Raw genomic sequence first — 12,320 nt, 5'->3', positions numbered from 1 at the left:
TCTCGCCACGGTGGCGCGAGTCTGGTGGGGCGAAGACCGATCGCTCTCGTGGTGGTCGTGGCGACGCTGCTCTTCGCGGGCATCGCGTTCGTGAGCGGCAATCCGCACTCCCTCCCGCTCTCGCCGGCCTGGTTCGCCGTGGCCGCGGTGCTCTTCGCCATGCTGACCGGGTGGGCGATCTGGGTCTCGGCGTCCCACCCCTGGCTCATGGTGGCCGCATCGTTTGCCGCCTTCGCCGCATTGTCGCTCTGGCCGGGCCTGGCGGCGACATCATTTCTGCTGGTCACTGCCGGGTCGCGGGGCAGCCGGCTGTGGCTCTACGGGGTGTCGGCCTGCGCGCTGGTGCTGCTCTGCAACCTCGTCACCGCCGACGGCCAGCCGGGCGGCTGGGGCCTGCCGACGGTTCAGGCCGCCCTCGGCGGGGCCACGCTCTTCGTCGTCCTGCCAATGGTGGCCTCGCTGTGGGTTGCCGCCCGGCGGAGGGTGGTTGCCGAGCTCCGGCAGCACGCCGACGAGCTGGAACGCGGTCAGGCCGCACGCACCCAGCAGGCCCAGATTCAGGAGCGGACCCGGATCGCGCGGGAGATGCACGACGTCGTTGCCCACCGGGTCTCGCTGATGGTTCTGCATGCCGGTGCGCTGGAGGTCAACATCGAGGACGAGGCGCTCGCCGCCGAGGCGGCGCTGATTCACGAAACCGGCCGGGAGGCGCTCGCACAGCTCCGGGACGTCCTGGGCATTCTGCGTTCGGGCGAGGACACCGAGGCGCACCCGGACTCTCGACCGCTGTTGGCGAATCTCGACAGGTTGCTGGACGATTCTCGGGCTGCCGGGCTGGCCGTACGATTCCAGGAGTCCGGCCCCCGGTACGCACTGCCGACCATGGTGGAGCACACCGCGTACCGCGTGATCCAGGAGGCCCTGACCAATGTGCACAAACATGCCGGCGCGGTGATCGCCGACGTCGAGTTGCGCTACCGGAAGTCGGCACTGGAGGTGGAGGTGCGCAATCCGGCTCCGTCGCGCGCGAACCTGGTGCTGTCCCCCCGGGGCGGCCTGGGACTGCTGGGTCTGCGCGAGCGCGTGGAGCTGGTCGGCGGAGATCTGGAGACCGGGCCGCAGGATTCGGGCGGCTTCCGGGTGCACGCCAAGCTTCCGGTGTCCGCCACACCGGCCGTGGAGGCGGCATGATTCGCGTGCTGATCGTCGATGACGAGGAACTCGTCCGTGCCGGGCTTCGCCTGATCCTCCAATCATCGGACGACATCCTGGTGGTCGCGGAGGCCACCGACGGGGGCGGCGCGATAGCAGCCGTCCGCCGACACCGGCCAGATGTGATCTTGATGGATGTGCGCATGCCCGGCTGCGACGGGATGACCGCCGCCGAGCAGATCCGCGACATCGACAGGACAGCCAAGATCATCATGTTGACCACTTTCGATCTTGACGAATACGTCCACCGGGCACTGCGTGCGGGCGCTGTCGGGTTTCTGCTCAAGGACATCCGCCCGCGGGACCTGATATCGGCGGTGAGCACTGTCGCGTCCGGGAGCGCGATACTCGCCCCGACCGTGACCAAGCGCCTGATCAGCACCTTCACGGAACGAGACGGCAACGCGATGAAAGCTGCCAGGGCGCAACTGTCCATCCTCACGGACCGCGAGATCGACGTCGTCGACGCGGTGGCACGCGGCCTGTCCAACGCCGAGATCGGCCGCGACCTGGCGATCAGCGAGGGGACGGTCAAGGCCCACATCAGCCGTTCCCTGGCCAAGCTCGGCCTGTCGAATCGGGTGCAGATCGCGATCCTCGCCTACGAGGCCCGACGTGAGCAGTCTTGAGCGTCGATCCGGTCGACTCCCCCGGCCCGACCCGATGAACCTTTTCAACCTGCCATCGAGCCCGTCGGTTGCGCGCCGTCGACCAGCGGCGGCATATGCCAGCCTCGCCACGGTGAAAAGGTTCCATCGCGAAGGGTCCTATGTCAGGCTTCCCTCGACGTTGGTGACGCATGTGGAACGGGGCCGGGCCAACCACTGCGGCGGGACGGTGAGATCGTCCAGCTCCCCCGTGTGCTGTTCGAGGGGGTCATTGGTTCTGATCAGCGCTGCGCCGAGGTAGGTGAGGGAGTGCCAGACCGTGTTCTTGTCCCGGCGGGTGATGATCAGGCCGGCCTCCCGGAGGATATAGGTGTGCTGGCTGACCGCGGCCGGGGAGACCCCGAGGCGCCGGCTCAGATCGGTCGTGGTGTGGCTCAGCCGCAGCGAGCGGAGCAAGGCGGCCCGGGTGCTGCCCATCAGCGCGCCGAGCGAGTTGTCCCCCGGGTAGCTGAGATTCCAGAGCACCTTCGCCGCCGCGATGTTGAACGGCGCGGGATAGACCAGGACGGGTGGATCGTCGCTGTCGTCCCGATCGGGAAAGAGCACCCGGGGCAGATCGAAGAGGAAGAGCGAGGGTGCGATGAGCAGACCGCGCCCGTCGAGACAGATCACCCGGTCCTCAAGGTGACGCAGTTCGAGGGCGGGAGAGGACCAGCGTATCAACGGGTGGAGACAGCCGAAGAGGTGTTCGACGCCGTCCGTGAGCAGCGCTTGGGCACGGGACAGACGCTCGCTGTCCACATAGGCGTGTATCCGCGGCCAGTACGGGGCGATGCCGACGCGGGAAAAGTACCGCAAGGCTGAGGCGACGTCGCCGCGTTGCTCGGGCGCGACGTCGGCGAGCAGGTGTTTCATCGGCTCGAAGCGGGCGTCCGGATCGTCGTAACAGGCCGCCGACGGGGTGAAGTCCTTGGCGAGCAGGCTCATCGCTTTGGGATGACTGCCGAGCTTGGCTCGCACCGCGCGGCGCCATCGTTCGAAGACGGCGCCCCCACCGCGGCCGACCAGCACCCGGGCAGCGAAGAATGTCTCCGCCGCAGGGCCGCATGTGGAGACGAACCTGGTCCTCGCAAGATCATTTATTCCGAATCTGATATGCACCTCGATGCCTCCCCCGTACAGATGAACAAAGTTTTCCAACCGAATGACCGTCAAGCCTCCGTTCGAAATGGTCGCGACGAGCGAGGCGGCCCGCGGGTGAACCGGACACACCACGCCATCGTGGACCAGGCGTGGCTCCGAGCAAGAACGAAGAAGCCCATTGTCACCAATCCCGCAGTCATCATGGAGTAGCGCATTCCCCAGCGGCGCTGAACTCCTCGGCCAACGACTCAGACGGCCGATTCCGCGCCGACGGCACGAAATTCGCCCCGCGGATCCGACGATCCGCGACGACCGCGACACCGCTCGCGGGCAACCGCAGAACCACAGTGCGTTCGTTCCGGGCCGCCACCGGCAGAGTCCGGCCGGCACCGTCGTGGACAAGCACCGTACCGGAGATGCCGTGCCGCAGAATCACCTCTCGACCCGGGGTGCCACGCACCCGGACCGCACCGGTACGTCCGTCCGCCCGGACGGCGTCGATCATGAGGCGTCCCGGCGCGCGCAATCCCGCAACCGTCAGGTCCGGCCAGCGCGCCGGAATCGCGGGAAAGACGTCCACGACGCCTCGGTCGCCCTGGACGAGCATGTCGAGCAGGGCCTGTCCGGCCGTGCACCAAGCATCCTGATCGACCACGCCCGCATCGTGGTCCGAGGCGCCGGCCGCGAGGGTGGAGTCCGCGGCGTCGAGCAGGTGCGCGAGGCAGTCCGCCGCCGCCTCCCCGTCCCGCGTCGTGGCGAACAGCGCGGCGGCTGCCGCGTGAGAGGCGGCCGTCCAGCCATCGCGCCGGGCGGCCCACCGGCCGACGTCGCGGCGCATGAGCTCCCGGTCGGCGGGCTCCAGCCAGTTGCTCTCCCGGTACGGGTAGATCGCCGCGAGGTGCGCGGGGTCGGCGACCGGCCGGGTGAGCGGCACGCCCGCGCCGACCATGACTCCGCCGCCATCGCGATGAAGCGGGACGAGCCGCTCCATCAGACTCCCCCAGCGGGATCGAGCCGCCGCGTCTCGTTCGGACGACGTCGGCAGCGAGAGCAGGGTTCGCAGCGACCACCGCAACGCCGCGAGATCGTGTGAGCAGTCCGCCACATCCCCCCACCCGGGCGAATGGGTCAGCGGCAGGTGCAGGTGCCCATCAGGTCCCGGCCTCAGGAAACCGGCATAGAGCTCAACCGCCCGCTTCAGACCCGGGTAGAGCAGGTTCTCGACGACCCCCGGGTCGCCGCCGTGCTGCCAGATCGACCACAGCCGGTGCAGACCCCACGCCGCGACCGGGTGCTCGGCCCGGCCCGCCTTCGACCCCACCCCCGGCATCCCGGCGGCCAGCGGGTTACCGGCCATGATTGACGTTCCCGGCTCCCCACGCGGGCCCAGGTCGAGGTGGCCGGTGCCGATGAGCAACTGCGGGAAACGCCCCGCCGGGAGGATCCCGGGTGGTGTCGTCGCGGCTGCGGCATACTGTTGGAGCCAATGGAATCGCTGCACAGCGCGGTCCGTCAGCCGGACGAAACTCTGCCGGTAGAAGCGATGCCACCACCCCCGATGGGCGTCGATGAGGGCCGTGGCGGATTCGGCCGCGGCGTCGGCCAACGCTTGCGGGTGGGTCGCCACGAGCAGCAGCGTTCGGCCGTCCGCCCGCATCTCACGGCAGTCCAGGGCCGTCTCGCCCGTGCCCGGCCGCTCCGCTGACCAGCCGGTGGGTCCCGCGTCGCCGGACCAGGAAATCATCAGCACGCCGAGTGACCGCTGGACGAGCGCAGTGAGCTCCGTCCGGCCCTCTGCGGTGGTCATCGCGAAAGTCGCCTCCGCGTCCCAGGGATCGAGGACCACCGTCAGGGCGCTCAGCGCCCCGGGCGGTCGCAGCCGCAGGACCGGCGCCCGCCCATGCCGCACCTGGTCCGCCGGTCCCAGCGCGAACGACAGCTCCGAACGGCCCGGTTCCGTGTACACCCGGGAAACGACAGACCCATTACCCAAACAGGGACTGCCGGGGCCCGATACGGGTGGCGCCGTCCAGGTCAGCCGGGCATCACGCACCGCGGACTCGTACGGATCGGGCGACGCACCGGGATCTGCCCGGGAAGTATCGCTCGTGGCAGCGGCGTACACCGCCGCCGCGCCCGTTCCCACCGCCGTGCGCAGCAGCCCACGCCTGCTGACAGGCATCATCTGTTCGCCCTTCGTCAGAAGAGAAATGCCGCAGAGCCGGATTTCACGCGTCCCGGCGGTTCAGCAGCGTCATGCCACCGAGCAGGCCGAGCAACGCCCAGCCCAAGAGCACCAGTAATCCGGTTGCGGCTGGATAGGGCTGGTCCTCTGCGATTCCCATCAGCGCCATTCCGGCACTGCCCGGGAAATAGGCGCCGACCGTCTGGAGCAGGTGGACGCTGGCCGACTGCAAGGCCATCGGCAGAATCAAAATGAGCACGAAACCAACCGTCAGTGTTCCGGCAACGCTGCGCACCATGGCGCCGATTCCGATGACCAGCACGGCGGTCAGCGCCAGGTAGGCGCCCATGGCCAGCGCGGCGGTCAGCCTCTCCGGCCCGCTCTGCGGCGCCGCCACCGTACCCAGCGCCGCGTCCGCCGCGAGACTGCCGGCCAGGCCCAGAAGAACGCCGGCGGAGAAGAGAATCGGCATGACCATCGCGCTCTTGGCCAGCAGCATCCGGCCGCGAACCGGCACGCACTGCAGCGTGTTGCGGATGCTGCCGGTGGAGTACTCACCGGCGATCGCCAGCGTCGCCAGCGTGATGAGGGCGAACTGGCCCATGATCATGAGTCCGCCCGCCGCTACCGTCGAGGGCACCACCTCGGCCGGGGCGTCCGCGCCCGGCGCCGGCGAGCGCAGGGAAACCCCGATGATCACGACGTACAGTCCGACGAGGACGACAGCGGAGGCCAGGCACGCCCAGGTGGAGCGCACGGTGATCGCCTTCGTCCACTCGCTCGCCACCGCACCGGCGAAACCACCGCCGCCCCGGCGGGGCGCATCGGACGCGCTCATCCCGCTTCCTCCGGTGCCGGGTGGCGTTGCGTGGGCACGCGGTACTCCACGCTGTCCCCGGTGAGCCTCATGTACGCCTCTTCGAGAGACGGGTCCGCGGACGCCAGTTCGTGGAGCCGCGCCCCGGCGGCGTGGGCCAGATCGCCGACCTGGCTCAGGGTCGCGCCGCGCACGAGTAACCCGTCCGGTGGGACCGGCTCCGCCGGGAACCCCGCCACACGCAACCGTCCGGCCAGGTCCGAGCGCTCGTCGGTGTCCGGTACGCGGATCCGCACCGTGGCCGGCGAGCTCCCGCTGAGAACCTCCACGATCGGCGCGTCGGTGATCAGCCGGCCACGCCCGATCACCACCAGGTGATCAGCAGTAAGCTGCATCTCGCTCATCAGATGACTGGAGACGAAGACCGTCCGGCCCTCACCGGCCAGCGAGCGGGCGAGCCCGCGCACCCAGCGCACGCCGTCCGGGTCGAGACCGTTCACCGGCTCGTCGAAGATCAATGTTCCGGGATCGCCGAGAAGCGCTCCGGCGATCCCGAGTCGCTGCCCCATCCCGAGGGAGTAGGCACCGGCTCGCTGGCGGGCCACCTCCGACAATCCGACGATCCCCAGCACTTCGTCCACCCGCCGGGCCGGGATGCCATTGCTGCGGGCCATCGCCAGCAGATGGTTGCGCGCGCTGCGGCCGGGGTGCAACGCCTTCGCGTCCAAGAGCGCCCCCACCTCCCGCAGGGGATGACGAAACCGGTGGTATTCCAGTCCGCCGATGGTCGCCGTCCCCGCGGTGGGATGGTCCAGCCCCATGATCATTCGCATGGTGGTGGACTTGCCTGCGCCGTTGGGACCCAGAAAGCCGGTCACCCGTCCCGGAGCGATATCCACGGTGAGGTCGTCGACGGCCAAACGATCGCCGTACCGCTTCGTGAGCTGCCTCAATGCGATCATCGATGCCCCCGTTTTTCGATCGAGCGCCGCATGCCATGCTAGAAGCGGCCTGATCCGGCGAGGACCGCCGAAGGTCGCAGACCGTCTCTAACTTTCGTCAGGGGTGCATGCCGCGCCAGTCCCACCGGGCGAGAGCCCCGCCTTCCGGATTTCGAACCTCCCGAAACCTAACACCGGCCCGTAATAGGCCTGCCGGTCATTAAGCCGAGGCTCAAACACCGGCACCAGTAACTCAATGTCGATGACCGGTGCCGCCGGAATCTGAGAACGCTCGTAGACATCACTCACGACGGTTGCTATACAACATCTCCAGAACCCTTCGAAATCGCCGAGGACGTTGCGCCGGCACAGCGAAGAGGACGGGAGACAGCCCGCATGACCCATCGTGATACGAACAGCCTGCTCGACATAATGCGCCGAGAATGGGCTGGCGATACGTATGGCGTTTATGCTCGGCTGCGCGCAGGAGGCCCTATTCACTGGGATCCGCTGCTGCGGAGCTGGATCGTTCTCGGCCATCGCGAAATCGTCGATTTGTCACGGGACAACCGACTCTCCGGCGCCCGGATCAGCGAATTCTACGAACAGCTCCCGGCGGCTTCCAAGTCGGACATGAAACCCTTGGCCGAAGCGCTGTCGGACATGATGCTGTTCAACGAGCCGCCACGCCACGAACGGCTGCGGGGCATGATGAAACCGGTGCTGACGCCCCGGTTCGTCCGGCAGATGCGGCCCGCGATCCAAGGCATCGCGACCGCCCTGCTGAACCGGCTCGCCGACGCCGGCGAGATGGACGTCATCGCCGACTACGCGCGGCCGCTGAGCCGCGACGTCATAGCCCTGCTCGCCGGTGTGCCTGCCGACGCACGCCATCTATTGGACGACTGGCGCGGGCTGTTGCACGAGTTCTTCACCCAGTCCACCGCGGAGCACGGCCGCATCGAGAGCCTGCGCGCCGTCTTCCAGCAGGGATTGGCGCAGCGCCGGGCCGGCGCCGACGGTGATCTGCTGGAGCAACTGATGGCCGCGCGGAAGGCCGGAGCCGCATTCACCGACGACGAGATCATCGCCAATCTCCTGCTCCTCATCGACGCGGGCCAGGCCACGACCACCCATCTGATCGGCAACGCGGTGTTGGCGCTCATGGCCCATCCCGACCAGGCCGATCTGCTGCGCGACCAGCCGGAACTCCTCCCCGGCGCGGTGCACGAGTTCCTGCGCTATGACAGCTCCGTCCAGTTCACCACGCGCATCGCCCTCGCCGACCTGGAGTACGGCGGCCATCGGATCCGGCGCGGCGACTCCGTCACGCTGGTGCTCGGCGCCGGAAACCGCGACCCCCGGCACTATTCCGACCCGGACAGCCTGCTGGTCACTCGCCGCGCGGGCGACCACCTCTCGTTCGGACACGGCATCCACTACTGCCTCGGCGCGGCGCTCTCCCTTGTGGAAATCGAGGCGGCCATAGGCACGCTGCTGGCTCGCACCCGGCAGTGGCGGTTGCTCGACGAGAACCCGCCGTGGCTGGACAGCATCAACTTCCGCTTCCTCACCGCATTGCCCATCAGCTTCTCGCCTGCCGCGGGACGCGCCACCGAACTCCAGGAAGTGACCCGCGATGGATGACACTCCCACCATCCCCGTCCGCGCCGTCTCCGCCGACCCGCCGGTCAACGAGTTGTACGCCTGGCTGGACGGCATGCGCGGCAGCCGCCCCGTCGACCATCTGCCGCAATATGACGCCTGGCAGGTGTTCCGCTACGCCGACGCCCAGCAGGTCCTGGTCGACGGGGAGTCCTTCTCCGGCGACCTGCGCGGCGCACGACGCGCGGCGGGCATCGACGTGGCGCCCAGTCCGGTGCTCGAACGGCTCACCCGAGCCAGCTTCTTCACCATGGACCGGCCCACCCATCGCCGGTACCGCGCGCTGGTGAACCAGGCCTTCACCGCCCGCCTCGTGACCCGCCTGGAGCCGCGGATCCGCCGCATCACCGCGGATCTGTTCGACCAGGTGGCCGGCGCGGAAAACTTCGATCTCCTGAAATCGCTGGCGCACCCGCTGCCCATGATCGTTCTCTGCGAGCTGCTCGGCGTACCACCGGACGACCGCCGGGCCTTCCAGGGCTGGGCCGAAGTGCTGCTGTCCCCGGATTCCGGGCAGGACCGCGGCGCCGACGATCCCCTCGCCGCCCAGTTGCAGGAAATGGAGACGTACCTGCACGAACGCATCGCACGCTGCCGCGCCGACCCCGGCGACGACCTGATCAGTCGCCTGGTGGACGCCGAGGTGGACGGCGAACGACTCACCGACGACGACATCACCAGTCTGGCGGCCGTCCTCCTGCTGGCCGGGCACGGCACCACGGCGATGCTACTCAGCAACGCGGTGCTCTGCCTGGACGAGCAGCCCGCTGTCGCCGCCGAACTGCGCGCCGATCCGTCCCTGCTGCCGGGTGCGATCGAGGAGGTGTTCCGCTACCGCGGGCCGCTGCCGCGCACACTGCGGCTGACCACTCGCGAGGTGACCATCGGCGGCCAGACCATCCCGGCGAACCGCGCAGTGATCGTCTGGACCGCATCCGCCAACATGGACGAGGCTCAATTCCCCGAGCCCTGGCGCTTCGACATTCGCCGCACACCGAACAGGCACCTCGGCTTCGGGCACGGCATGCACTTCTGTCTCGGCGCTCCGCTGGCCCGGATGGTCAGCCAGATCGCGCTGATGACGCTGTTCCAGCGATGCGCGGAGGTCTCGGTCGACCGTAGTGCCCCGCTGCAGTACCGGGCGCCGAGGGTCAACCTCGGCGTGCGCGCGCTGCCCGTTGACGTCCGATGGACATGACCGTGGATCCCCTCTCCGACCCGAAGGCACGGTGAGTCGTGAACGAGGCTGAATGGCGGCTGAGCGTCGACCGGGCTACCTGCATCGGCTCGGGCATGTGCACCAGCAGCGCTCCCGAATATTTCGCGCTCGACGACTCGGGGGTCTCACGTCCCCTGGCGGAGCGAGTCGCTCCCGACGACGCCCTCCTGGACGCGGCGAACTCGTGTCCGGTGGAGGCGATCCGCGTACAGCGCATCCCCGACGGTGCGGTCCTGGCACCGGCCCGCTGATCGACTCCGCAGAGCAGGGAGGAAGACCCTCGTGACAACCGGCATCGACCTCGACCCGTCCGGCGCCCTGGGGCGGCTCCGACGACATCACCCCGACCTCATCGCGCGGATCGACCCGGATCGCGCGCGCGCCTGGTACGCGTCGTTACGCGACACCGAGCGGCTCGCCGGGGACGACTTCGGCGAGATGCCGCAAGGCGGGCGCGGCGAGTCGTACCTGCGGGCGCAGGCCCAGATCCTCATGGCGCGGTCCACGGGCATCGCCACGCTGCTCGACCATCTCACCGCCGGAGCCGAGCCGGGGACCAAGGTGGTCCTCGACGTGCTCGGCGGCGACGGCCTGGTACGCCGGGTCGCCACGGCGCTCGGCCGGACCGACCTGAACATCCTCACCTGCGACGTGTCGCCGTACATGGTGCAGGCGGCGTGGGACGCGGGGATGCCCGCGCTGCTGCAGCGGGCGGACCGGTTGCTCGCCCGGGACGACTCGGTGGACGGCGTGTTGATCGCCTACGGGGCGCACCACATCGACCCGGAGGACCGGGTGAACGTCGTCCGCGATGCCTACCGGGTGCTGCGGCCGGGTGGCACGCTGGTGCTGCACGACTTCCTGGTCGGATCCGCCATGGACACCTGGTTCAGCGAGTTCGTCGACCCCAACTCGCTGACCGGGCACCGCTTCGCGCACTTCACCCGGGAGGAGATTCTCGGCTACCTGGCCAAGGCGGGCTTCGAATCGTACGAGGTCGCCGACATGCCGGATCCCTATGTCGCGGTCGCCGACACCGCCGACGCGGCGGAGCTGAGCCTCGGGCGCTACCTGCTCGACATGTATGGCCTGGTGAGCATCGCCCACGCCTTCGGCGATCAGGCCGACCGGGTAGTCATCGAGCGTGCCCGGCGCATCTTTCAGGAGCCCATGACACCCGGGCTGCGGGTGCAGCCACAGCCCGATGGACAGTGGCGATGCACGGTGCCCCGCACCGCGGTGATCGGTATCGGCCGCAAACTCCGCTGATCCGATCGCCGCCCCCGGCACGGCATGGTGACCGTCGGCCGCAGCGTTGCCGCCGCGGTCGGCCGACCGGTCACCCGACCCGGCCGCGTGCCCGTGCGCCGTGCGGCGGCTCGTCAGCGGGCGCCAGAGCGACCGGGTCCTTGCCGAACAGCCGGCTGCGCATGTCGCCGTCCCAGGCGAGATAGCCGCCGTTGCTGCCGCCCGCGCTGTGGAGCCATTCCGGCGCGCAGAAGGCGTCCAGATCGAGGTCGGCGGTCATAGTGCTGCCGTACAAGCCATCAACATGGTGGGTGACCCAGGCGACGGGCGGCATCAGCCCGTTGCGCCGGATGAGAGTGCGCAACTGTTCGGCATGCTCCCGGCCCCAATGCCGCCAGTACCGCCAGACATCGGCGAACTGGGAGATCCGCAGCCCACCCTCGACTATGGTGCGTTCGAACCAGCCCTCGCGGAAGAGGTGTAGCACGACGAAGAGGAACGCGTAATCGTCTCCCAGCGTGGGAAGCAGGTGCCGTGCCTCCGGCCCGACCGGGGTCTTCCGGACGCTTCCCATCACTTCATCCATCGGGAGTTGCCAGGCGCTGCCGTGCCAGGTGAGACTCATCGCCACATCGGCCACGAAGACGGGGATACCGGAGTCCGCATCGATGCGGAGCAAGTGCGGGAGATGATCCGGGTAGAGCCGGTACATGAGGACGGTTTGCCGAGGTAGCGGGGCAAGTCCCCCGCTATCAGGGTCATACTGGTGGTCCGCCATGTAGCCGAGGCTCTGCAGCGCCTCACGGACCGCGGCCGCGTCGTCGGGGTGCACCATGACATCGATGTCTGCGAAGCTGCGGACGCCTCGCCCGCCGTAGAGGGAGTGTTGCAGCGTTATTCCTTTGTTGAACGCTGCCCGGACGCCCCGCTCCGCGAACCGGCCGGCGATGTCGATGCTCTCGTCGCGCAGCTCTGCGACCTTGTACTGGTTCCAGGCGAGCGAGCCGGACAGCATATCGCGCAGACCTACCGGCAGGGTCGAGGTCAGCGCGGCGCTGCGGTAGAACTGCGCCAGTGCCGGCACCATCTTGTGCCTGGCCGCCAGCACGATCAGCAGATCCACGGCTTCCAGTCCTTTCACAAGATGGACTGCCTGCTCGAACCAGGAATCCGAATAGTCGGTGACCGCAATCGACTCGAGGACCCGCCAGACCCTCTGCTGTTCCTCGTACGCTTGCTGCATTTCTGAATCTCCTTGGTGATGGTGCCGTGGTCCGTGGCG

Annotated in this window: 12 protein-coding genes; 6 read left to right on the top strand and 6 right to left on the bottom strand. The window is 68.7% G+C overall.

Annotated features, from left to right (window positions below):
- Nucleotides 1-24: 24 nt before the first annotated feature.
- Together IEY73_RS01800 and IEY73_RS01795 are read left to right on the top strand one after the other, a co-directional pair.
- Nucleotides 25-1,191 carry a sensor histidine kinase gene (locus tag IEY73_RS01800; RefSeq protein ID WP_229715359.1) on the top strand — a complete coding sequence of 389 codons (1,167 nt, stop codon included), beginning with the start codon at nucleotides 25-27 and terminating at the stop codon, nucleotides 1,189-1,191.
- On the top strand, nucleotides 1,188-1,841 hold the full coding sequence (locus tag IEY73_RS01795) for a response regulator (RefSeq protein WP_189077234.1): 654 nt from the start codon (nucleotides 1,188-1,190) through the stop codon (nucleotides 1,839-1,841). Before IEY73_RS01800 ends, IEY73_RS01795 begins: the two co-directional genes overlap by 4 nt.
- A gap of 138 nt (nucleotides 1,842-1,979) precedes the next feature.
- Here the strand turns inward: IEY73_RS01795 and IEY73_RS01790 are convergent, their stop codons facing one another.
- The 5 genes from IEY73_RS01790 to IEY73_RS01770 all read right to left on the bottom strand — a co-directional run bounded on the left by IEY73_RS01790 (nucleotide 1,980) and on the right by IEY73_RS01770 (nucleotide 7,446).
- On the bottom strand, nucleotides 1,980-2,891 hold the full coding sequence (locus IEY73_RS01790) for an ArsR/SmtB family transcription factor (RefSeq protein ID WP_189077233.1): 912 nt from the start codon (nucleotides 2,889-2,891) through the stop codon (nucleotides 1,980-1,982).
- Nucleotides 2,892-3,162: 271 nt separating this feature from the next.
- A complete protein-coding gene (locus tag IEY73_RS01785; RefSeq protein ID WP_189077232.1) occupies nucleotides 3,163-4,929 on the bottom strand; it encodes a glycosyl hydrolase family 95 catalytic domain-containing protein in 1,767 nt (588 codons plus the stop codon).
- A gap of 262 nt (nucleotides 4,930-5,191) precedes the next feature.
- Nucleotides 5,192-5,986 carry an ABC transporter gene (locus tag IEY73_RS01780; protein ID WP_189077231.1) on the bottom strand — a complete coding sequence of 265 codons (795 nt, stop codon included), beginning with the start codon at nucleotides 5,984-5,986 and terminating at the stop codon, nucleotides 5,192-5,194.
- The gene (locus IEY73_RS01775; protein ID WP_189077230.1) at nucleotides 5,983-6,927 is read right to left on the bottom strand and encodes an ATP-binding cassette domain-containing protein; all 945 of its coding nucleotides are present in this window, start codon (nucleotides 6,925-6,927) and stop codon (nucleotides 5,983-5,985) included. The genes IEY73_RS01780 and IEY73_RS01775 overlap by 4 nt, the downstream gene beginning before the upstream one ends.
- Before the next feature lie 87 nt (nucleotides 6,928-7,014).
- Nucleotides 7,015-7,446: a hypothetical protein gene (locus IEY73_RS01770; RefSeq protein ID WP_189077229.1), complete on the bottom strand. Its 432-nt coding sequence runs from the start codon at nucleotides 7,444-7,446 to the stop codon at nucleotides 7,015-7,017.
- A gap of 93 nt (nucleotides 7,447-7,539) precedes the next feature.
- Between IEY73_RS01770 and IEY73_RS01765 the strand changes: the two genes are divergently transcribed.
- From IEY73_RS01765 to IEY73_RS01750, 4 genes are read left to right on the top strand one after another with little or no spacing between them, the layout of a single operon-like run.
- Nucleotides 7,540-8,553: a cytochrome P450 gene (locus tag IEY73_RS01765; protein WP_189077228.1), complete on the top strand. Its 1,014-nt coding sequence runs from the start codon at nucleotides 7,540-7,542 to the stop codon at nucleotides 8,551-8,553.
- Entirely contained in the window at nucleotides 8,546-9,769 is a 1,224-nt protein-coding gene (locus IEY73_RS01760) for a cytochrome P450 (RefSeq protein ID WP_189077227.1), read from the top strand. Before IEY73_RS01765 ends, IEY73_RS01760 begins: the two co-directional genes overlap by 8 nt.
- Before the next feature lie 38 nt (nucleotides 9,770-9,807).
- Nucleotides 9,808-10,041, top strand: a complete 234-nt coding sequence (locus IEY73_RS01755) for a ferredoxin (RefSeq protein WP_189077226.1) — start codon at nucleotides 9,808-9,810, stop codon at nucleotides 10,039-10,041.
- 31 nt (nucleotides 10,042-10,072) lie between these two features.
- Nucleotides 10,073-11,059, top strand: coding sequence for a class I SAM-dependent methyltransferase (locus tag IEY73_RS01750; protein ID WP_229715357.1), 987 nt, complete (start codon nucleotides 10,073-10,075; stop codon nucleotides 11,057-11,059).
- A gap of 70 nt (nucleotides 11,060-11,129) precedes the next feature.
- On the opposite strand, the gene IEY73_RS01745 is transcribed toward IEY73_RS01750, so the two are convergent.
- Entirely contained in the window at nucleotides 11,130-12,281 is a 1,152-nt protein-coding gene (locus tag IEY73_RS01745) for a nucleotidyltransferase family protein (RefSeq protein ID WP_189077225.1), read from the bottom strand.
- Nucleotides 12,282-12,320 lie beyond the last annotated feature (39 nt).

The sequence above is a fragment of the Mangrovihabitans endophyticus genome, assembly GCF_014646155.1.
Classification (GTDB): Bacteria; Actinomycetota; Actinomycetes; order Mycobacteriales; family Micromonosporaceae; genus Actinoplanes; species Actinoplanes endophyticus.
Note: the sequence above shows the minus strand (reverse complement) of the source record. Positions and strands in the feature narration are given on the sequence as shown.

Excerpts from the sequence above, each read along its gene's own strand:
- IEY73_RS01795 (WP_189077234.1), top strand. The coding sequence starts at position 1,188 with ATGATTCGCGTGCTGATCGTCGATGACGAGGAACTCGTCCGTGCCGGG.
- IEY73_RS01775 (WP_189077230.1), bottom strand. The coding sequence starts at position 6,927 with ATGATCGCATTGAGGCAGCTCACGAAGCGGTACGGCGATCGTTTGGCC.
- IEY73_RS01745 (WP_189077225.1), bottom strand. The coding sequence starts at position 12,281 with ATGCAGCAAGCGTACGAGGAACAGCAGAGGGTCTGGCGGGTCCTCGAG.
- IEY73_RS01780 (WP_189077231.1), bottom strand. The coding sequence starts at position 5,986 with ATGAGCGCGTCCGATGCGCCCCGCCGGGGCGGCGGTGGTTTCGCCGGT.
- IEY73_RS01760 (WP_189077227.1), top strand. The coding sequence starts at position 8,546 with ATGGATGACACTCCCACCATCCCCGTCCGCGCCGTCTCCGCCGACCCG.
- IEY73_RS01765 (WP_189077228.1), top strand. The coding sequence starts at position 7,540 with ATGAAACCCTTGGCCGAAGCGCTGTCGGACATGATGCTGTTCAACGAG.
- IEY73_RS01770 (WP_189077229.1), bottom strand. The coding sequence starts at position 7,446 with ATGGCCGAGAACGATCCAGCTCCGCAGCAGCGGATCCCAGTGAATAGG.